This window comes from Vibrio sp. V04_P4A5T148 (assembly GCF_963875605.1).
GTDB lineage: Bacteria > Pseudomonadota > Gammaproteobacteria > Enterobacterales > Vibrionaceae > Vibrio > Vibrio anguillarum.
Genome location: NZ_CAWNMS010000011.1, coordinates 1 through 21,929, shown reverse-complemented (window position 1 = coordinate 21,929; position 21,929 = coordinate 1). Strand labels below are relative to the sequence as shown.

The window sequence follows — 21,929 nt, the reverse complement described above, 5'->3', positions numbered from 1 at the left end:
AGCAAGGTGATAGTTGTTAGTAGCCGAAATAACGCGCCCATTGGCACCAAACCTCTTGCAGGCCTTGTATATCACCTTTGACAAAACGTATTTTCTGCCCCGGTTTTGCTTGTGCCAAACGGGGCAGATCAATGCGAGCCACACACCCTAATTTAGGGTAACCGCCGATGGTTTGGCGATCGTTGAGTAAAATGATCGGTTGGCCATCTGGCGGGATTTGAATCGCCCCCAAAGCAATTCCTTCCGATAAAATAGGTGTCGCGGGTGGGGTAACCGTATCGCCATTAAGACGATAGCCCATGCGATCGGCATGCTGACTGACAGTGAAGCTGGTTTGATAAAAGCGATCGAGTTGCTGCGATGAAAATTGCAAGGCTTGGTAGCCTTCAATGACGCGTAATTTAAGTGGCAGATTATAATCAGGCTTATAACGAAAAGTGATGTGTACGGGTTTGTTATCGATAGCGTGTGGATTAAAGTGCAGTGAATCGCCCGCTTGCAGTGGTACGCCGTTTTGCGTTAACCCACCAAGCTGTTCTTTGGGTACGGTGGCAACACTACCTAAATGGTGAGGCACAATGAACCCTCCGCGCATGGCCAAATAAGCTCTTAAGCCATTTTTGGCTAGGCCAAATTTTAGTGTTTGCCCAGCTTGCGTGCTAAAGCTTTGCCAATTACCAATCAGTTTTCCATCTAACGTGGCCGATAAATCACCACCTGCAATTGCCAGCATACATGGGTGTTCAACATGAAATTCCGCCTGACCAAGCGTGATTTCAAGCGTTGCTAAATTGACTCGGTTACCCAGTAAATGGTTGGCCCAACTGTAGGCATAATCATCGACTGGTCCTGATTGAGTAACACCGATATGACTGAGACCAAAGCGGCCAAAATCTTGAATTAAGCTCAGTTGACCGGGTTTTATCACCTGTAGTAGGGGGCTCATGAATGGTGCTCCCACTGCGCGGCTAATTGAGGTATTTCACCTCCTAATGATAAAAATTCCTCGCGAGTCATCGCTGTAAACTTCACTTTAGTTCCAATCGAAAAAGGCGTCATTGGTGTTTGATGAGGAGAAAAGAGCGCATGGGGGCAATTGGCGATGATATTCCATCCTCCGGGAGAGTTGTTCGGATAGACGGCCGTTTGCTGTTCTGCAATCGCGACGCTGCCTTTGGTCACACTAAGGCGTGGGGTGGTATGGCGCGGTAAGCGTAATTGTTCATCTACTCCAGCCATAAAGGCAAAGCCTGGTGCAAAACCGACGGCACAAACGGTGTAGACCGTTTGAGTGTGCAGCGCGATAACTTGTTGCGTGGATAAACCAAGCGCATGGTATCGCTTCAAATCTGGGCCGACACTTTCATCGTAGTAAGCGCCAAGCTCAACCAAATTGTGGGTGGCTTCCACAGCTAAAGATAAGGCCGCGATCGCTGTGATCAATTGCAGCTCTAGCTCCCTTTGACTTATACGATAAGGAAGGTAATCGATCAAAATGGTAGTGTAAGAAGGGGTGACATTCATCAGGTAAGCAGAAAACTGCACCATGATCTGTTGCGCAATTTGTCCGATATCGAGTGAGAGATCGGCCGATGGCGGGTGAGTAAAACGCAATAAGAGGCTGCATTCCGCAACGGGCTCAATGCTGTAGTTCAATGTCACTTAACACTCCTTGTGATGACGTTGTGGCTGCTAGGAGATATACGAGTAATGGTTCAACGCTCTCGTAGACAAATTCGGATTTTCTCTATCAGTTCAATCGCTGCCGGATTATCGCCATGCACGCAAATCGTATCGGCTTCGATAGGGATCACAAAGCCATCCGAACTGGTCACTTTTCCGTAATCAACCAGTTGTTTAATTTGATTGATGATCGCCTCTTCATTAGTCAGCACCGCATTGGCTTGGCCTCTTGGAGTGAGCATACCATTAGCGAGATAAGTTCGGTCGGCAAAGGCTTCAAACAGCAATGGCACGTCATAAATATCGGCGATATCAAGGTAATCCTGGTTATTGCCTGAAGCTAAGATCATCAAGGGCACATTGAAGCAAGAAACTGCATCGACCACTGCGCGAAAGACAGATTTGTCACGCATCATATCGTTATATAAAGCCCCATGAGGTTTAACGTAGCTTATCTCGGCATTTTTGCTCTCACATAATGCCTTGAGTGCGCCAATCTGGTAAATCAGTAACTCGCATATCTCTTCTTCGCTAAAACTCATTGAACGGCGACCAAAACCTTGCAAATCGGGGTAACCCGGGTGAGCGCCAATCATTACATCAAATTGAATCGCCAGCTCAATCGTTCGGCTCATCACGTGCGGGTCAGAGGCATGAAAGCCACACGCAATATTGGCCATGTCAATCCAAGGCATCACCAACTCATCAGCGCCCATTTGCCATGCACCGAAGCTCTCGCCCATGTCACAATTGAGAGTGATTGTTCTTTTTGTCACGGGTTGCATCATCCTTGAGTGTCCATGTTGAGTAACTTGCCGTAATCAAAGGCAATATACAGTGATCCGATTCATTGTTTGGCGATAAGTATGGGCCGAAAGATAGCGAATTGGCCTGATAGACAAACATTAAAGCAGATTGATTTATAAGTGAAGTTTAGGTTGAAAGTCGTTAAACTTGCACAACCAATGTCAGAAGGTAAAAACAATGAAAGTATTAGTGACAGGCGGGATGGGGTATATCGGTAGCCATACCTGCATTCAAATGATCCACGCCGGTATGACACCCGTAATTTTTGACAACTTATACAATAGTAAAGCATCGGTTTTAGAGCGCATCGAAAAAGTGTCCGGTGTGAAGCCGCTGTTCGTCCATGGTGATGTACGCAACCAAGCACAACTGGTTGAAGTGATGAAAGCGCAAAATATTCAAGCGGTGATCCATTTCGCAGGCTTAAAAGCAGTCGGTGAGTCAGTAGAAAAACCATTGGAATATTACGATAACAATGTGAATGGCACATTGGTACTGGTGGCGGCCATGCGTGAAGCTGGCGTGAAGGCACTTGTTTTTAGTTCATCTGCAACCGTATACGGTGACCCAGCCTCAGTGCCTATTACCGAAGATTTCCCAACCAGTGCGACCAACCCTTATGGCCGTAGTAAGTTAATGGTTGAAGAGTGCTTGGCCGATTTCCATAAAGCCAACCCAGATTGGAGCATTACACTGCTGCGCTATTTTAACCCTGTAGGTTCACATCCATCAGGCGAGTTAGGTGAGGATCCACAAGGTATTCCGAACAACCTAATGCCTTTTGTCTCGCAAGTGGCCGTGGGTCGAAGAGCATTTCTCTCTGTTTTTGGCAGTGATTACCCAACTAAAGACGGCACAGGGGTTCGCGATTATATTCACGTAATGGACCTAGCCGATGGTCATATTGCTGCGCTGGAAAAAGTAGGCCAACAAGCAGGCTTGCACATTTATAACCTAGGCACAGGAAATGGCTACAGTGTACTAGAGATGGTGAAAGCGTTTGAACAAGCGTCAGGTAAAAGCGTGCCGTACCAATTGGTCGAACGCCGCGCTGGTGATATTGCGGAGTGTTGGGCAGATCCAAGCAAAGCGATGGCGGATCTAGGTTGGAAAGCGACTCGCAGCCTAGAAGCGATGACACAAGATACGTGGCGTTGGCAGTCAAATAATCCACAAGGTTATCCTGAGTCTTAAGCTCTTGCTTCAACTTCTTTGCGATGAATGAAATAAATAGCCAGTCAAATGACTGGCTATTTTGATCTGACTTGGTTACTCAAGCAATCCAATGATCAGTTAGTCCGATAACGGCTTAAAATTTCACCAAGGTTGCGCGAAGCGTTTGCAAGGCTAGCGACACCTTGCGATGAGGTTTGCGCAACACTGCGAATCGCATTGGATTGTGTACGAATATCGCTCAGCTCAGCAGCAATATCATTAGCAACGGCGCTTTGCTCTTCGGCTGAAGTTGAAATTTGAATACTCATGTCATTGATCATTTTTGCTGATTCAGCAATTTGATTGACGTTATTGCCGATGTTAGCGACTAAATCACTACTGGTTTGAGCTTGACTAACCGTTTGCTCAGTAATGCGTGCGATATCTTGACTTTCGGTTTGCAGCTTCTCAATCATGGATTGAATTTCAACAGTAGCCGCTTGCGTGCGGCTAGCTAAGGTGCGAACTTCATCAGCTACCACGGCAAAACCGCGCCCTTGTTCACCAGCACGTGCCGCTTCTATTGCAGCGTTCAGTGCCAATAAGTTCGTCTGTTGCGAAATGGCATTGATGGTGGTGATCACATCATTAATCTGCGCTGTATTTTCATTCAATGTAGACACCGAATGAGAGGCTTGTTCAATGAACTTTGACAACTGGGAAATTTCATTAATCGCTTGCTGAACTAGCTGTGAGCTCTCTTCCGCTTGTTTTGAATCTTGCTCGGCTTGCTGATTGGCTTGTTGGGAAATGGTCGACACTTCTTGCGCCGAGGCCGTCATCTCTTCCATGGCCGTGGCGACGGAATCCAAGGAAGCGTATTGGCTACTGATTTGTTGCTCGCTCTCTTTCATCTCATGGGCAAAAGAGCTGGATGTTTCACCGAGAGTGGTGGCGTTTTGTTTTACTGAAACTACCAGTTCGGTCAAGGTGTCCATGGCGTTATCGAGCGCGCAGCCAATGGTGCCAAACTCATCGCGACCGGGATGAAAACCTAATCGTGAAGTTAAATCACCTTTTGAAATTTTCAAGGTTGTTGTGTACAGCACCCACAATGCACCGCCAATAAAAGTAGCGACCCAATAGAGGAAAATAGCAAAAGGGATTGCCCACAAATAGCTCAACAGAAAAGTCGAGAGTGCCGATCGCTGAGCGTCTTTTTCAAGATAAGAGAGATTCTCTGTCAGTGCGTAAACTTTGCCATCGCTGTGTTTTGCTGTGGCGGTAATCACCCCTTTTTGATAACTAGTTGCGGCTAAAGAATGGCGAGTTTCAACCGCTGAAAGGGTTTGTGGATCTGCACCGCTGGCAAGCAGACCTTGCAGTTTGTACTCAACAGCTAACTTCGATTGCGCTTCTATCTGGGCCAGTGAATCAACATAGCGATTTCCTGCGACAAAGCTTAAAGCGGTGAGGAATAAAGCGAAGATCACCCACATCTTGTCATTAATTGACATTTTAATGAACACGCGGTCAATCGTCCTGAACTGAACTTCTTTCATTGCTGCTCCGATATGCAAAAAAGTAATAGTAAATTTTATAAATATACTAAGGCTAAATGTGTGTGTTCGTGCAGAATTTTATGAAATGAATGTTGACTTAAATATCAAGATTGAGACTTTGATCTTATTTTAGGTTAAAAAAAGTGGGGAGAGTAATATTACTCTCCCCACTTTTAACTTTAATTGATTAACCCAGGGCGGGTAGTACACCAAGGCTAATAAAGATTTGCGAAGTGACGATCATCAAACCAATGGTTGCTGTCATGGTCAAAGCCAGTTTGCCGCCTCTGACTTGATATTGTGTTCCACCCTGCGGTTGGAATACTTGGTTTGAACGCACTTTAATCACCATCACAATCGGTAAGAATATGGCCAAAATAGTCAACGCAATAGCCGCGTAACCGAGCGCCATAATAAAGCCTTGAGGGTAAAATAGCGCAAAGACTAATGGTGGCAGATAGGTGATGACGGAGGCAGCCATACGGTGCAATGGAATGTTCTTTTTCTTAATCGTATCGCCCATGAATTCAAACAAGCCCAAGCTTACGCCTAAGAATGACGTCAAAAGTGCAAGGTCGGCAAACACGCCAATAATGCTGCTTAAATTGGATTGATGAACGGTTTGCCCTAATGTCACAATTAGCGCACTCAGGCCGGAATTCTCAACCAGCTGAGGTTGGCTAACGACACCTAACGTGACGATCTGCCAAAAAATGTAAATAATCAACGGGATAGCAGAACCAATTAAGATGGCTTTGCGCAGCGAAGGGGTGTCGCCATCTAAGTAATTCACAATCGCCGGAATACTGCCATGGAAACCGAATGAGGTGAAAATGACGGGAATTGCAGCAACGATTAAGCCTTGCTCAAGTGGCATACTAAGCAAGTATGACTGAGAAACATTAGGTGCAAGAAATGAGAGCACTATAATCATCGCGACCATTTTACCGGCAAACAGCAGGCGGTTCACTTTATCAACCGTGCTGGTGCCGATCGTCACCACAAGTGCAACCAGTAAAGTAAAAAGCAAGGTGCCCAGCGGATTGCTGATCTCAATGCCAGCAAACTCTGTCAGGCGATGAGTGAATTGTGCGCCGCCACCGGCAATGTAAGCTGCACAAAGCGAATAGAACAAAAATAGCATAGCAAAGCTCGCTACCCATTTTCCTTTTTGCCCTAAGATCTGTTTAGCCAATGTATGTAAGGTGGCGTCTTTGTCTGCATATTGATGGATTTCAACCATTAACAATGCAGTGAAAGCCATTAATGCCCAAAGGGCGATCATAATCAGTAATGATGTGCCAAAGCCGATACCTGCAGAAGCGAGCGGTAGAGCTAGCATGCCTGCACCGATAGTGGTCCCTGCGATGATCAAAGTACTGCCGAAAATCTTTGATTGAGTCATGGTGTAAAGTTCTTTATACGTTATGTTGTGTTTCAGGGAGTGATATATATGAATACAACGGGGTGTTGACCATTAATCCACTCATTTTGGGCTATATTGTAGAACTTCGGATTCATTTTCAACAGCTTTGTAAAAATAAAAATCCATGAGTGTATTTTTTTGTTTACATGGCGGGTAGCGGCTAAATAAGAGTGGTCGAAATCGTTTCGCTGTGATAGATATTGTGGTGATGATTAATTTGACCATTCGCTTTCAAAAAACTGTCATATAAATCATTTAAAAAGGATCTTGCGACGTGATAATCCCGTCTCAGTAAATATCAAAGGAGGTCGATTAATGAGTGACCAATATAAAAACGATGAGTGCTTAGAGTGGCTCGACGCCATGGAGATCGGATTTGATTTATCCGATTATGACTCTGTATCTCATGAATGTTCTGAACAGAGCGCAGAATAGTACCAGCCAGCAGCCTATGCTGGCTATGCTCCTTACATTCCCCCCTCATGTATCAATTCCCTAACACTGTTGATTTCCGCTGATTTTGAATAGGCGATTACCTTGCGCTTTGTTACAATCCGCGCCCTGATTTCCAATAGGTAAGCTGCAATGTCTGATACTGTGCACCCATTCCAACGTTTAGGACTTTCAACCACATTAGTTAGCGCTCTGCAATCTTTAGGTTTTGAACAACCGACGGATGTTCAATCTCAAGCTATCCCGCATGTTTTGGCTGGTAAAGATGTCATGGCTGGGGCGCAAACGGGTACCGGCAAAACGGCAGCTTTCGGTTTACCTATTTTGCAACGTTTTCTTGATAACCAAGCCGAGCGAGAAACCAATAGTAAAGTTGTGCGCGCGCTTGTTTTGGTTCCGACTCGTGAGCTGGCTCAACAAGTTTTTGATAGCTTAAGTGCTTATGCACAAAGCACTACATTGAAGATCGTCACCGCGTACGGTGGAACCAGCATGCAAGTGCAAACACGTAATTTACGTGGCGGTGCGGATATTTTAATTGCGACGCCTGGGCGGTTAATTGACCATCTGTTTGTGCGCAACATTATCCTGACGCAAACCGAAGTGTTGGTGCTGGATGAAGCCGATCGCATGCTCGATATGGGTTTTTTGCCTGATATCCAACGTATTTTGAAACGCATGAATGATGAACGCCAAACGCTGTTTTTCTCGGCCACCTTTGATGACAAAATCAAAGCATTAGCACACAAAATGATGCGTGACCCTGTCGGCGTGCAAATTTCACCAGCCAATGCGACCGCTGATACTGTAAAACAGATCGTTTATCCAGTGGATAAAAAACGTAAAAGCGAGTTATTAGCTTATCTAATTGGTTCACGTAATTGGCAGCAAGTCTTGGTATTTACCAAAACCAAACAAGGCAGCGATGAGCTAGCCAAAGAACTGAAATTGGACGGCATCAAAGCGGCCTCGATCAATGGCGATAAAAGCCAAGGGGCGCGCCAAAAAGCATTGGATGATTTTAAATCAGGTAAAGTTAGAGCGTTGATCGCTACCGATGTTGCGGCTCGTGGAATTGACATTCAGCAACTTGAGCAAGTGGTTAACTACGACATGCCCTATAAAGCGGAAGATTACGTGCACCGTATTGGTCGCACAGGCCGGGCCGGGCTAACGGGTTTCGCGGTCTCTTTGATGAGCCGAGATGAAGAGTATCTGCTTGAAGCGATAGAGGCCTTACTCAATCAACGCCTGCCGCAAGAGTGGTTAAAAGGGTTTGAGCCGAGTTTGTTGGAAGCCTTACCGACTGAGCGTAGCAGTCGTAAACCTAGCCGTTCAGCGGAAAAAAGAAAGATGAAAGCAAAACTAAACATCCATGCAGGTAGAGGTAAGCGATAAAGCGCCCGCTTTATCTGGCCCAGTCACATTCAATATCATACAGCAACTCATTGATGGAGTTCGGACAGAGCGTCTGAGCTTCGTCGATATGGAACTTGGCGATCATCAAGTCATTAAAGAGTTGCCAATGTTTTAGTAAGCATTGGTTCACATCTTGAGTTTCATCTGACCATGTTTCTTTTAAAAATGGTGTGAGACTTGCCGCGCCGTGAGCGTACATGATCATCTGCCATTTTATCTCCCACACCTTTATTGGTGTGGCTGAAAATTCACGGTTGTATTGCTCGGCAAGTTGTTCGACGAGCTGCTCAATTTCACCTGCACTGTCGATAAAATAATCAAACAGAGCATCTTCTTGCCTTACCGCATCGGCGATCAGTTGAATCGGCTGTTTGACGGTCAGCATATGCGCGAGCAGCCGTACAATGAACAAATACAACTGCACGTTGGCGGCGGTGTTGGCTGGGATCTCTTTCAATATATGACGTAAATAATTCTCCATATAAAGATGGAGACCATCGCTGATACTGCGCCATATTTGCTCTTTACTACCGAAATGATGACGCAGCAAACTGTGCGAAACCCCAGCTTTTTCGCTGATCGTTCGTAATGACACTCGTGCATAACCTAGCTCGCAAAACAGATCCGCAGCGACCACTAGAATGTCTCTTTTGGTTTTTTGGGCATCAGTGGCACTTCGGCGGCCTTGTCTTTTGGTCATTTTTTAACTCGTCTCATTTTTTAACGAGCGCAGTTGTACCAGATTTGAGAGGTAGTTTCACGGAAAAAACGCTTTGACAGTCATAACCGATGATAAGGTTATGACTGCACAATGTTAATTGGATCGGAGATAAAGGGAGAGTTTGCTGATTAGAAAATCAATATCATCGCGTGAGACGTCTTTATGGGTCACAAAACGTACCGGATTACCTGGCGAAACTTTTATTCCATCTTGCGCCAACTGATTGGTAATTGTATGGATATCGATAGAATCAGCTAATTTGGCAAATACGATGTTAGTTTGCACTAAATCTGGATTGACGGAAAACCCGTTTAAGTCCGCTAATTTGCGCGCTAAATATTGGGCATTGTCGTGATCAGTCTTCAGCTGAGTGACTTGTTCAGTCAATGCAAGGTGGCCTGCTGCGGCCAAAATGCCGGCTTGACGCATGCCGCCACCGAGCATTTTTCTTAAACGTCGAGCCTTGGCAATGTAGGTTTTTGAACCTAGTAGTAGCGAGCCGATAGGAGCTGAAAGCCCTTTAGATAAACAGACCGTCATTGAGTCAAAGTATTGCGCAATCTCTTTAACATCCACATCCAGCGCTACAGCGGCGTTATATACGCGCGCGCCATCTAAATGCAGTGCCAAATGGTGTTGATCAACAAACGTTCGCGCTTGCGCTAAATAGGCGAGTGGTAGAACTTTGCCATTGATGGTGTTTTCAAGGCTAAGTAATCGAGTGCGAGCAAAGTGGGCATCATCAGGTTTAATGGCCGCGCGCAGTTTATCGAAGTCTAACGTGCCATCAGGGTTATTTTCGATTGGCTGCGGCTGAATAGAGCCAAGAACCGCGGCGCCACCCGCTTCATATTTGTAGTTGTGCGCTTGTTGGCCACACAGGTACTCATCGCCACGCTCACAATGTGACATTAAACCCAGCAGGTTGGCTTGTGTGCCTGACGTGGTAAATAGCGCCGCTTCAAAACCGTGTCGCTGCGCGGCCCACTCTTCTAAGGCGTTGACGGTTGGGTCATCGCCATACACATCATCACCCACGTCGGCATTAGCCATTGCTTCACGCATCGCGGCGGTGGGTTTAGTAACGGTATCTGATCGAAAATCCATATAATCTCCTCATGCGTTTTTCTATTTTTGCTAGAAGCATTTTCACTTCAATGTTTATCTGTGCTTGTGCTTTATTGATAACTAAGCACTTTATCGATAGCTAAGTATTTTATAGATAGCCACACAGCTTCGCCTTACTTAGGCAGGCAATGGTTTTTGAATCTGTGATTTGCCCAGTGATGATTTTTTGCTCCAATTCCTGGATCGAAAGCGTCACCACCTCAATGACTTCATCATCGTCGCATGATAATCGTGCAGTTTTGCTCAACTGTTTAGCGACAAACAGGTGCTGTATTTCGTCACAAAATCCAGCTAATGGTGTGACTTGCCCTAAAGTGATCAGCTCACTTGCGCTGTATCCTGTCTCTTCTTCAAGCTCACGGTGCGCGCATTCGGCTGGAAGCTCCCCCTTTTCTAAAGTGCCTGCTGGGAGCTCTAACAACCACTTTTTGAGTGAGGGGCGAAACTGATTAATCAGAATAATATCGTCTTGTTCTGTGATCGGCAAAATCACGGCCGCGCCCGGATGGACGATGGTGGTGTGCTCAATGCTTTTGCCTGTAGGAAGGGTGACATCCTCTTGCACTAATGAAATGGTTTTCCATGTATGTATGGTTTTGCTCATGCAAACTCTTCTTTAATTGTGGCTAGCCAATGACTGATATGGTGATAAGGGTTCAACCTTACCGAGAATCTGTGGCTAAGACAAAGTAAAACGATAACCTAAGTATCAATATTACTTGCACAATCAGTGATGTCAGTCTCATATATGCAAACATTGATTTCGAAGAATTTCACAGAAAAGAGATCTGCTATAAGTGGGCGCTTATACTAAAATCTATTTGTAACAAAACAATAGCAGTCGTATAAAGTTATGTATACAAACCATTTGGAGCGCTTAAGTGATCAATTTTACTCCTGCATCTCATGCGCAAAAAGCGCTACTTTCAGAGCGCATAAATAAGCTTGCTAAGGCTTTATCGGATGGTGTTTATGAGCGTGAAGACACCATCAAACTTTGTCTACTGGCTGCTTTAGCGGGGGAAAGTGTTTTCCTACTCGGCCCTCCTGGCATTGCAAAAAGTTTGATTGCGAAACGTCTGATCCAAGCCTTCGATAACAGCAGTTATTTTGAATACCTCATGACGCGTTTCTCAACACCAGAAGAGGTATTTGGTCCATTAAGCATTCAAGAATTAAAAGATAATGGGCGCTATGTTCGCCTAACCAAAGGCTATCTTCCTACCGCACAAGTGGTTTTTCTTGATGAAATTTGGAAAGCAGGCCCCGCCATTTTGAACACCTTATTAACGGTTGTGAATGAAAAGACCTTCAAAAATGGGAGCGATATTGAACGTGTACCAATGCGTCTTCTGGTTTCGGCATCGAACGAATTACCGGATGAAGAGAGTGGTTTAGACGCCTTGTACGATCGCATGTTAGTGCGTGTGTTTGTCAACCGTATTCAAAATAAGCAGAATTTCAAATCGATGCTGACCGTCGGTACGCCACAAGAAGCGCGCATCCCTGAAGGGCTTGCGATTACCGATGAAGAGTACCACTCATGGCAGCGACAACTTGACGATTTACTGTTGACAGATGACGTGTTTGAAAAGTTATTTGAGCTGAAAAACATGCTAGAGCATGCCGTTGAAAACCAGCCCGCTGCGGCAAGTATTGATATGTACGTTTCAGACCGCCGTTGGAAAAAAGCGGTGAAGCTGCTCAAAGCGAGTGCGTTTTTTAATGGCCGCGACTCAATCAACCCACTTGATTTACTGCTGCTGCAAGATTGTCTTTGGAATAGCCCCGATTCTCGCGATATTGTACGCCGCGTTATCCGCGACTTTGCGTTGAAACATGCTTTTGACCAACAAGAAGTTGAACATCAAATCGTAGTGTGCCGTGAAGAGCTGGCTGAGATTCAAGAAGAGCTAGAGTCTGAATTTGGCATGTTGCTCTCGCTGGAAACATCATCCGGTTTGATTAAAAAGCAAGTGCATCAGTTTGATACCAAATCGGCAAAAACCTATCAGGTAGGTACCGCTCATGACTTGGTCAAATTGGTATTGCTGCAAAGCAATATGTCCGTCTCTGAGGCCGAAAAAGGCGATAGCCGCTGGGTTTATGTGCCTAAAAGCGAGCTTGAAAGAACGATCAAAGAGGGGCATGGCGATGTGTATGGTTATGTGAATCAAAATACCAATTTGTGCCGTTTAAGATTTGATTTAGATGCTGGTAATAACCTCGTTCTTAAAGATATTGCTAATCGCTCGGTGTTGGTGAGTTTGGTGACTGAGCAAGGTTTAGACGAAAGTCTTTATCAAGAGTGGCTTACGAAAGCGGATCAAGCCGTTGCACAGTTGCAACATGCCGAACACCATTTGCGTAAAGTACGTTCTAAGTTTCACGGCGCTTTGCCGCATAACTTCATTGATCCGGAGCTGCCCACCGCTATGGAAGCGACGCTGCAGCATCTGCAGCAATTACTTGAATCGACTCATACCGAATGCGAAAAAACGGTGCTTCGTTTTAAAAACCTAAACCAGTTTTTTGCGTAAGGAGAGAAGATGCTTGGTGCCGATGGTTTAAATTTAGCGTTAATGATTGCCGATTCGGGCATCATTGATACGGCAGTGAATGATTTGCTTGCGCGCTCGCAAGTGATGATGATGGCTGAAAATCGCGGCGTGGCGAATTCAGTTAAAAATCACCTAACTAAGTGGCGTGGTAGTGTCAAAAAACGCATTACAAAAGTGTGTGAAACTGAGCGTTTTCAACAAGAGCTGACCTTATACCAAGAGGTAATTCACTGGGATGAAGAGACCTTCTTTACTCGAATTAACGAGATAATCAAACAGTTGGAATGGCACTCAGCATTTTATCTCCAAGCACGTCGTTTAATCGAAAAAAACAAGGGGTTGCATAACCCCATGTTCCCTCATTTCTTTTGTGATCAATGGTATCAAAGCCTTTGCCATGCGATTAAACAAGCGCAAATCAACGAACTTGAAAGTAACAAAGAAAAAGTGTTGGCCGATTTGTACCAGCGTATGGAAACCATGAAAAACATGGATAAAGTCACGGAATCGGGTGATGAAAGCAGCGTCGGTCGCTTGTGGGATATGGCATCGGCGAAGCTCAGTAAAACAGACATTAGTGTCATGAAACGCCATGCAGAATTTTTGAAAAAGAACAAAGGATTGCAAGAGATTGCTGAACAGCTTGGGCGCATGGCTGGCGAAGTAGATGACCCGGATCTCAACCGCACTCCAGCCGAAGCGCTGCAAATGGTGGAGGAGAAATCGGACGAAGCGACGGATGACATCGTCGGCATCCACGAAAGTGATGATCTGAACAAGCTACTGCCCAACGAAACCATGTTTCTTGCCTATCCTGAACTTGAGGTGGTTTTCTACAAGCATTTAGTGGATAAGCGCTTGATGAACTATCGCATGCAAGGCAAGTCTCGCACCTTGCGTAAAGTCAAAGCGTACCAACCAGAACACAAACAGTTTGAGATTGAAAAAGGGCCGTTCATCGTATGTGTGGACGCTTCTGGTTCCATGAGTGGTTTCCCAGAACAGTGTGCAAAAGCGATGGCTTATGCTCTGATGCAGATTGCGCTTGCTGAGAGGCGCGAGTGCTACGTGATGCTGTTTTCTACTCAGCAAATTACCTATGAGCTGACCAAGCAAGATGGCTTGCGTGAAGCGAGTGATTTTTTAAGTTATTCATTTCACGGCGGAACGGATTTAGACCCTGTGCTAGAACAATCGGTTGAACTAATGAACAGTGACAAATACCGCAATGCAGATTTGGTCGTATTGTCGGATTTCATCGCACCTAAACCGCCGGAAGCTCTACTAGAAAAAATCGCGACCTTAAAACATCAAAAAAATCGTTTCCATGCGGTGAGTTTGTCTCGCTATGGTAATCCACAGTTGATGGCGATGTTTGATCACTGCTGGGCATACCATCCTAATCTCGTCGGGCGACTGATGAAAAAATGGTAACGATCACTTGATAAAAACTGATGGATTGTTGCTCTAATTGTTCGCCTTCTATCCTTTGCGGGTCGATTCTTAGTCACTTGATTCATAAGTGGAAAATTTATTGTTGACTCATTTTCTTAATCCGTTAAAGTACGCCTCGTTCTCACGGCAAAGCTCGAAAGAACAATGTCAGGAGTTAGTTGCTCAACAAAGTGAGCAGAGTTATTAAAAGCTGCAAAGCAATGTTTAATAACAAATGTTGTTAATAACCAAATGTTATTATTATTAATAATAAAGCTAGCGAATGTACTGCAAAAAATTTTCGATGGTGTGTAACTGATTCAGTTGACGGCATCGCAATCCAGAATTGCGTGCCCTGGTGGTGAAATTGGTAGACACAAGGGATTTAAAATCCCTCGACTTTCGAGTCGTGCCGGTTCAAGTCCGGCCCGGGGCACCATCTATTCTTTGCTCATTAAGAGCAACAAAAAATTAAAGGCGCGATGGCAGACTGGTTATGCAGCGGATTGCAAATCCGTGGACCTCGGTTCGACTCCGGGTCGCGCCTCCAAAAACAAAAAAAGACGCTTTTTAGCGTCTTTTTTTGATCTGTGTGATTAAGAATCAACAGCCTGCTTAGAAAATAACGCCATCGGTATGATGGCGTTAACATGACATTGACAGCAATGTACAGAGGTGAGTGTTAAGCCGCCTTTTCGGTTTGATAATTTCCCAGTAGGGCACTGTAAATTTCTTGGTCGCTTAAGACGCCGACGAGCTGATTATTTTCCATCAGAAGAATCGGATTTTGAGTTCGATGTTTCAACTCAATCGCGCTACGCATATCAATATCAGGTGTTGTAATGATCATCATCGATGAATCAATGTTCGACATATCGCTGACTTGGGTATCCCAGTTGATAAGAGCGGTCGACGTTGCTCCATATAGCGTCAGAGTTTTATCATGTTGTGCGACCCAAACATCCTGCTTTTTGCAGACCTGCCAACGTTCGTCTTGTTGCTTTAACTGTTCGATGGGCTGCATTAACGAACGTCCTTTCAGTACGTTAAGAGGGTTAGTGTGTGCCACGAACTCTTTGACGTAGTCCGTTTTGGGAGTAAGGACTATTTCTTCAGGCTTACCGTGTTGAATCAGCTTACCTGACTCCATAATCGCGATGTTATTACCTATTTTTAGTGCTTCATCTAAATCGTGGCTAACAAATAAGATGGTTTTGTTGAGTTTGCTTTGTAGATCTAATAACTCATCTTGCAGTTGCGCACGAATCAGCGGATCAAGTGCTGAGAACGGTTCATCCATTAATAGGATGTCACTGTCCATTGCAAAAGCACGCGCTAAACCGACACGTTGCTGCATGCCGCCAGAAAGTTCGTGGGGGAATTTATCTTCCCACTCAGCAAGGCCAACCATTGCTAGCTGTTCACGAGCACGTTGGTGGCGTTTTTTCTTACCCATTCCTTGCATGTCTAAGCCAAACGCCACGTTATCTAAAACCGATAACCAAGGCATAAGGGCAAACTTTTGAAACACCATCGAGACACGATTTGTTCTTAAATGCTGAAGCGTTGCTTTATCACAGCTGGCAAGGTCAACAAAGCGTTCGCCATCTTTTAATTCTAATGATCCTCGGCTGATGGTATTCAAGCCATTCACCGCGCGTAGCAAGCTCGATTTCCCTGAACCAGACAGCCCCATCAAGACGCAAATCTCGCCTTCTTTAACAGTAAGGCTGACATTGTTTACCCCTACGACTTGACCGCAGGCATCGATAATCTCTTGGCGAGATTTACCCGCGTCGAGTCGTTGCAGTGCTTCATTTGGGTTCTGACCAAAGATAACATCGAGGTTTTTAATGGTAATTGCATCCATGATTATGCGTCCTTATTATTTTGATGTGGGGTTTTGCATAAACGATCCAGAATGATGGCGACTAAAACAATGGCTAAACCAGCTTCAAAACCTTGAGAAATATTGACGGTATTGAGTGCACGAATTACGGGTTTGCCAAGGCCGTCAGCCCCAACTAAGGCGGCAATCACAACCATGGAAAGTGATAACATAATACATTGTGTTATCCCCGCCATGATACTAGGCAGAGCCGCTGGTAACTCTACTTTAAGCAACAAATTCATACGACTAGAGCCGAACGCTTTACCCGCTTCAACTAACTCTTCCGGTACCTTAGTTATCCCAAGATAGGTGAGGCGAATGGGGGCGGCGATGGCAAAGATAATGGTCGAAATGAGCCCCGGAACAATACCCAAACCGAACAGAACTAGCGTTGGAATGAGGTAAACAAAGGTTGGTACCGTTTGCATTAAGTCAAGAATTGGGCGCATCAGCGTATAAAGCCATGGTCGATGCGCGGCGATAATGCCCAATGGTACGCCAATTAATACGGAAATCGTTGTCGCGGCAAACACCAAGACAAAGGTTTCCAGCATTTCTTGCCAGTAGCCAAGGTTTAGAATAAGCAGTAGGGCAGCAATAACAAATACCACCAATGAAATCTGACGATGCAGATACCATGCAATGGCTGCGGTGACTAAAATCGGCACGGCAGGGGGCATCCATTTAAACACATCAACTAAAGATAAAATGATGGTCTCAAGTAAGTAGGAAACAGTATCAAAAAATGTGGCTGCATGGATGGTCAGCCAGTCAACGCCAGTTTCCATCCAACGACCTAAGGGGATTTTGTTCTCTGTAATAAAATTCACGGTATAGCCTTTTGGAAGGTGAAATGCTCACCTCCTCCTTTAAATTAATTTATGCTTTAAATAGCGCTAAATAGTTGCTGATAGCTTGTTGTGCAGGTGTTCCAGCTTTGGTTTTTACATTCTTTAGCCATGGAACAATACTTTCTGGATGTTTGATTAACCATTGGCGAGCGGCTTGTTCTGGTAACACGCCTTGGTTGAGAATGGATTCCATCAGTTGGTTTTCCATTTCAAGCGAGAAGGATAGGTTTTTTAATAAATTACCGACATTTGGGCATTGTGCTAGGTAATTCTGACGAACATTGGTGTAGACATTTGCACCACCGTAGTTTGGGCCAAAGTAATCGTCACCGCCATCAAGGTATTCCATTTCAACATTGCTGTTCATCGGGTGCGGAGCCCAACCTAGAAACACAATCCACTGATTACGACGTACCGAGCGTGCTACTTGTGACACCATGCCCGCCTCACTTGACTCAACAACGCTAAAATCGTTCAGTCCAAAAGCGTTTTCATCGATCATCGTTTGGATTAAGCGATTACCGTCATTGCCCGGTTCAATACCATAGATTTTGTCGCGGAATTTATCTGAAAATTTAGCGATATCAGCAAACGAATGGACACCGGCATCATAAACGTACTTAGGCACAGCGAGTGTGTATTTTGCTCCTTCCAAGTTAGCGCGTAGAGTTTCAACCGTTCCAGCTTCACGGTATTTGGCAATATCACCTTCCATGGTTGGCATCCAATTACCGAGGAATACATCAATGTCACCGTTCGCCATAGATGAGTAGGTCACGGGTACTGAGAGTAAATCGATTTTTGTCTGATAGCCTAACCCTTTGAGCAGCTCTGTGGTTATTGCCGTCGTGGCGGTAATGTCTGTCCAACCCACATCAGCAAAGCGCACCGTATCGCATTGATTGGCGTAAGCGTTGGCGCTGAGCAGAGTCGTCATTGTAAGTGTGAGCACGGTTTTTTTAGTAATAGACATGTTATTTCCTTGTATTTTTGACTGACTTTATAAATTTTATGAGTAAGCGTCCGGCTTTCTCATTGGTGGTTTTATTCTTTGTTTGGTTTGCCAGTCTGGTGCAATCCATACTGGAGCTTCAGTACTGGCTAATAGCGGTTTGCCTAAAATAAGATCGGCGGCGCGCTCTGCGACCATGATGGTTGGCGCATTCAGGTTTCCGTTGGGAATGCTTGGGAATATCGAGGAATCCACCACGCGTAAAGCTTGAATTCCGCGCACTTGGCATTGTTCATTCACCACGGCCATTGGGTCGTCATCTGCGCCCATTTTGCAGCTGCAAGAGGGGTGATAAGCGCTTTCCACATTCTGTTTGACCCATGAATCAATATCGTCATCGTTTTGGATCTCTTCACCCGGTTGAATTTCTTCGCCCCGATAACTATCCAATGCTGGTTGCGCTAGAATTTCGCGGGTGAGACGAATGCAATCGCGCCAATCTTGGCGATCTTGTTCGGTTGATAGGTAATTAAATGCGATAGAGGGTGAAACCGTTGGATCGCGAGAGACAATTTGTACTTGTCCTCGGCTTTCTGGCTTATTGGGCCCCACATGAACTTGGAAGCCGTGACCATCAAAGGCCGCTTGGCCGTCGTACCGCATCGCAGCAGGTAAAAAGTGGTATTGAATATTTGGCCATTTGAGCCCTGCGCGAGAGCGAATAAACGCGCACGACTCGAAGTGGTTGGTTGCCCCTAATCCTTTACGAGTTAAGATCCATTCAGTGCCGATAAGCCCTTTGCTGATTAAACCGAGTTTACTGTTTAGTGTGATCGGCTGTTTGCAGTGGTATTGAAAATAGATCTCTAAGTGATCTTGCAGGTTTTGACCCACGCCAGGCAGGTCTTGCTTCAGTTTCACACCAACTTGTTCAAGCAGCGCTTTAGGGCCAATACCCGAAAGTTGCAAAAGTTGAGGAGATCCTATAGAACCAGCACTTGACATCACTTCTCGCAAGCAAAACGCTTGTTGGATCTTGCCTGATTTTTCAAACTCAACGCCGATGGCCTTTTGCTCTTCAATCAAGATCTTATGTGCCACAATTCCTGTCTTTACGGTGAGGTTCGGTCGCTTCATCGCGCGGCGTAAATAGGCATTGGACGTTGAGGCGCGAACTCCAGAATCTACCGTCATATGCATTGGTCCGAAACCTTCCTGCTGATAAGCATTGTAATCGTCAGTTTCTGGATAACCGGCTTCTTTGCCCGCATCGATGAAGGCTTGATAAAGTGGGTTCAATTGCATGTCGTTACCGTTACAAGTACCGACGGGCCCGTTGCCGCCACGATAAGCGTTCTCGCCACCTATCCAAGATTCAGCGCGGCGAAAATAGGGTAAACAATTTTGATAATTCCAACCCTCAGCGCCCAGTGATTCCCACTCATCAAAATCGCAAGCGTGACCACGAACATATACCATGCCATTAATAGACGAGCTGCCACCGAGCACTTTGCCTCGTGGACAATGCAATTTACGCCCATCGAGATCAGATTCTGATCCGGTTTCAAATTGCCATGCGTATTTGTCACTGTTCATCGGGTAAGAAAGGGCGGTTGGCATTTGAATAAAAATGCTTTTATCGCTTCCGCCAGCTTCGAGCAGTAAAACTTGATGCTCGCCAGACTCGGTTAAGCGATCGGCAAGAACACAGCCTGCTGAGCCCGCACCGACGATAATGTAATCAAAGTGATTTAACATAGAAGGCTCCTTTGACGATTAAGCATATGGGCTAGCAAAATCATCTAGCTCCACTAAAATGCTTTTGGTTTGGGTATAGTGCTTAAGGGTTTCTATGCCATTTTCACGGCCAATCCCAGAATGCTTATAACCACCAACAGGCATTTCTGCCGGAGAGTCTCCCCAAGTATTTATCCAGCAGATCCCGGCCTGAAGTTGGTGAATTACTCGGTGTGCACGTGAAAGGTTCTGTGTGAACACTCCTGCAGCTAAGCCATATTGAGTGCCATTCGCGCGCGCGATCACTTCGTCTTCATCGCTAAACTTAAGTACCGACATTACAGGGCCAAAGATTTCTTGCTGCACGTGAGGCATGTCATCAGTGCAATCAATGAAAACAGTTGGTGCAACAAAGTTGCCCTTATCTAGGTCGTTATCGGTAACTTGATAACCGCCAGTGAGCAAAGTTGCTTGGCTAGCTTTGGCTTGCTCAATCGCTGTGAGTACTTTGCTTAAATGAGGTTTGGAAATTAACGCGCCAATCTGGGTGTTGATATCCATAGGATCGCCAATCACTAATTGTTCAGTACGCAGCTTAAGCTGAGCGACAAACGCATCGTAGAGGCTGTTGTGCACGAAAACGCGCGTCCCATGGGTACACACTTCGCCTTGGGTATAAAAGTTTGCCACCATGGCAGCGGAGACAGCTTGATCAAGCTTGGCATCATCAAAAATAATGAGCGGTGACTTGCCACCCAATTCCATGGTGACAGACTTCAAGCTGCGAGCGCTGTCCGCCATTACGGCTTTCCCGGTACCCGATTCACCGGTAAAAGAGACTTTGGCAATGTCAGGGTGGGCTGTCAGCATTTGACCTACGCGGTAATCACCTTGAACCACGTTAAAGACGCCGTCTGGCACTCCGGCTTCACTGAAGATCTCTGCCAGTTTTAATGCGCTTAATGGCGTTTCCTCTGAGGGCTTGAAAATCATCACATTGCCGGCAGCCAGTGCTGGCGCTGATTTCCACATCGCGATTTGAATCGGATAATTCCATGCGCCAATGCCCGCGCAGATGCCTAATGGTTCGCGGCGAGTATAAAAAAACTGATGGTCGTTGAGCGGTTGTTGCTCGCCTTGAAGCGATGGGGCTAAATTTGCAAAGTACTCAATGACGTCTGCGCCAGTAGCAATATCAACGCAATTGGCTTCTTGAATCGGCTTACCGGTATCGAGAACTTCAAGTACAGCAAGTTCATCGTTTCGTTCTCTAAGTATTTTTACTGCTTTTAGCAAAATACGGCTGCGTTCTGTCGCGGTCATTCTTGACCATACCGCGAATCCTTGCTTGGCTGAGGTGATAGCTTGTTCAACGTCATTGGCACTGGCGTGCTGCAATCTTGCTATCACTTCACCTGTTGCTGGGTTGTAGGTATCGAAACGTTCTCCTGAAGTCGCAGATCGGAGCGTTCCGTTGATATAAAGCGATTGTATTTCCATTTTAAGGCCTGAAGTGGGTTGTTATTGCGCGTAAAACGCTAATTGTTTATTGAGGTAATCGTTAATGATGGAATGTGCTTGAGCAGGGTCTATCCCTTTGGGGTTTAATGCTCCGCGTAGCCAAATGCCATCAATCAATGACGCGATACCATGAGCCACGAGGTTGACTTGTTCTGATGGGAGCAGCGGCTTGAGTTCAATCTTAAGGTGAGAAAGTAAACGCTGTTCATTGACGTATTGCAGGCGATTTAATTGTGCGTCGTGCATGGAGTAAGCCCAAAACGCTAACCATGTTTTAACAACTTGGTTTTCCGCTTGGAACCCTTTGAAATTGCCGGTTACGATGGCATTAATGCGTTCGTAATGAGCCTCTTTTGGGAGTTGGTTTAAATGCTGAGTGATGGTGGTTGAAAGCTCACGTAAAACAACACGCATTGTCTCTTCCAATAATCCATGCTTGCCGCCAAAGTAGTGATTGATAATCCCTGTCGAGACACCTGCTTCTTTGCTGATTAAAGCGATACTTGCGCCATGTAATCCAACGCGCTCAATGACTGTCATTGTTGCGGCAACAAGTTGAGGTTTGCGTATGTCTGGCATCCCTACCTTTGGCATAATTCATCCTGATTATTTTATATTGAACGATTAG

General features: G+C 45.5%; 18 protein-coding genes and 2 tRNA genes. 6 read left to right on the top strand and 14 right to left on the bottom strand.

The features are described from left to right. Positions 1-16: 16 nt before the first annotated feature. The 3 genes from AACT18_RS00230 to AACT18_RS00220 are packed head-to-tail and all read right to left on the bottom strand — an operon-like array spanning position 17 to position 2,459. On the bottom strand, positions 17-946 hold the full coding sequence (locus AACT18_RS00230) for a 5-oxoprolinase subunit C family protein (RefSeq protein ID WP_176428370.1): 930 nt from the start codon (positions 944-946) through the stop codon (positions 17-19). Further along, positions 943-1,662 (bottom strand): 5-oxoprolinase subunit B family protein, encoded by a 720-nt coding sequence (locus AACT18_RS00225; protein WP_094124661.1) that lies wholly within the window; start codon positions 1,660-1,662, stop codon positions 943-945. The genes AACT18_RS00230 and AACT18_RS00225 overlap by 4 nt, the downstream gene beginning before the upstream one ends. A 53-nt stretch (positions 1,663-1,715) precedes the next feature. Further along, a complete protein-coding gene (locus tag AACT18_RS00220) occupies positions 1,716-2,459 on the bottom strand; it encodes a 5-oxoprolinase subunit PxpA (RefSeq protein WP_026027410.1) in 744 nt (247 codons plus the stop codon). Between the two features lie 208 nt (positions 2,460-2,667). On the opposite strand from AACT18_RS00220, the gene galE reads away from it, so the two are divergent. Then, a complete protein-coding gene (gene galE, locus AACT18_RS00215; RefSeq protein WP_029189705.1) occupies positions 2,668-3,684 on the top strand; it encodes a UDP-glucose 4-epimerase GalE in 1,017 nt (338 codons plus the stop codon). A 95-nt stretch (positions 3,685-3,779) separates the two neighbouring features. On the opposite strand, the gene AACT18_RS00210 is transcribed toward galE, so the two are convergent. Then, positions 3,780-5,207 (bottom strand): methyl-accepting chemotaxis protein, encoded by a 1,428-nt coding sequence (locus AACT18_RS00210; protein ID WP_026029078.1) that lies wholly within the window; start codon positions 5,205-5,207, stop codon positions 3,780-3,782. A gap of 187 nt (positions 5,208-5,394) precedes the next feature. Beyond that, positions 5,395-6,612: an aromatic amino acid transport family protein gene (locus tag AACT18_RS00205; protein ID WP_017047351.1), complete on the bottom strand. Its 1,218-nt coding sequence runs from the start codon at positions 6,610-6,612 to the stop codon at positions 5,395-5,397. Between the two features lie 606 nt (positions 6,613-7,218). Between AACT18_RS00205 and AACT18_RS00200 the strand changes: the two genes are divergently transcribed. Continuing rightward, positions 7,219-8,484 carry a DEAD/DEAH box helicase gene (locus AACT18_RS00200; protein ID WP_094125726.1) on the top strand — a complete coding sequence of 422 codons (1,266 nt, stop codon included), beginning with the start codon at positions 7,219-7,221 and terminating at the stop codon, positions 8,482-8,484. 10 nt (positions 8,485-8,494) lie between these two features. Here AACT18_RS00200 and AACT18_RS00195 read toward each other — a convergent pair whose 3' ends face one another. The 3 genes from AACT18_RS00195 to AACT18_RS00185 all read right to left on the bottom strand — a co-directional run bounded on the left by AACT18_RS00195 (position 8,495) and on the right by AACT18_RS00185 (position 10,958). Continuing rightward, a complete protein-coding gene (locus AACT18_RS00195; RefSeq protein WP_094125725.1) occupies positions 8,495-9,205 on the bottom strand; it encodes a TetR/AcrR family transcriptional regulator in 711 nt (236 codons plus the stop codon). Between the two features lie 114 nt (positions 9,206-9,319). After that, positions 9,320-10,333, bottom strand: a complete 1,014-nt coding sequence (gene ltaE / locus AACT18_RS00190) for a low-specificity L-threonine aldolase (protein WP_094125724.1) — start codon at positions 10,331-10,333, stop codon at positions 9,320-9,322. Positions 10,334-10,442: 109 nt separating this feature from the next. Then, positions 10,443-10,958 (bottom strand): NUDIX hydrolase, encoded by a 516-nt coding sequence (locus AACT18_RS00185; RefSeq protein ID WP_094125723.1) that lies wholly within the window; start codon positions 10,956-10,958, stop codon positions 10,443-10,445. A gap of 277 nt (positions 10,959-11,235) precedes the next feature. Here AACT18_RS00185 and AACT18_RS00180 point away from each other — a divergent pair, with 277 nt between their 5' ends. From AACT18_RS00180 to AACT18_RS00165, 4 genes are all read left to right on the top strand, one after another. After that, positions 11,236-12,894, top strand: coding sequence for an ATPase RavA domain-containing protein (locus AACT18_RS00180; RefSeq protein WP_013867938.1), 1,659 nt, complete (start codon positions 11,236-11,238; stop codon positions 12,892-12,894). A gap of 9 nt (positions 12,895-12,903) precedes the next feature. Further along, positions 12,904-14,349, top strand: coding sequence for an ATPase RavA stimulator ViaA (viaA, locus tag AACT18_RS00175; protein WP_019283198.1), 1,446 nt, complete (start codon positions 12,904-12,906; stop codon positions 14,347-14,349). A gap of 352 nt (positions 14,350-14,701) precedes the next feature. Next, a tRNA-Leu gene (locus AACT18_RS00170) sits at positions 14,702-14,788 on the top strand. Between the two features lie 37 nt (positions 14,789-14,825). Then, positions 14,826-14,899, top strand: a tRNA-Cys gene (locus AACT18_RS00165). Positions 14,900-15,031: 132 nt separating this feature from the next. Here AACT18_RS00165 and choV read toward each other — a convergent pair. The 6 genes from choV to betI are packed head-to-tail and all read right to left on the bottom strand — an operon-like array spanning position 15,032 to position 21,895. Then, positions 15,032-16,219, bottom strand: a complete 1,188-nt coding sequence (gene choV, locus AACT18_RS00160; RefSeq protein WP_094125136.1) for a choline ABC transporter ATP-binding protein — start codon at positions 16,217-16,219, stop codon at positions 15,032-15,034. 2 nt (positions 16,220-16,221) lie between these two features. Then, entirely contained in the window at positions 16,222-17,070 is an 849-nt protein-coding gene (gene choW / locus AACT18_RS00155; protein WP_013867935.1) for a choline ABC transporter permease subunit, read from the bottom strand. A 49-nt stretch (positions 17,071-17,119) separates the two neighbouring features. After that, complete coding sequence (locus tag AACT18_RS00150) at positions 17,120-18,064, bottom strand: choline ABC transporter substrate-binding protein (RefSeq protein ID WP_094124676.1); 945 nt, start codon at positions 18,062-18,064, stop codon at positions 17,120-17,122. 36 nt (positions 18,065-18,100) lie between these two features. Beyond that, positions 18,101-19,801, bottom strand: a complete 1,701-nt coding sequence (gene betA, locus AACT18_RS00145) for a choline dehydrogenase (protein ID WP_094124677.1) — start codon at positions 19,799-19,801, stop codon at positions 18,101-18,103. A gap of 18 nt (positions 19,802-19,819) precedes the next feature. Then, positions 19,820-21,280, bottom strand: a complete 1,461-nt coding sequence (gene betB, locus AACT18_RS00140) for a betaine-aldehyde dehydrogenase (protein ID WP_094124678.1) — start codon at positions 21,278-21,280, stop codon at positions 19,820-19,822. Positions 21,281-21,301: 21 nt separating this feature from the next. Further along, positions 21,302-21,895, bottom strand: coding sequence for a transcriptional regulator BetI (gene betI, locus AACT18_RS00135; RefSeq protein WP_017046103.1), 594 nt, complete (start codon positions 21,893-21,895; stop codon positions 21,302-21,304). Between the last annotated feature and the right edge of the window lie 34 nt (positions 21,896-21,929).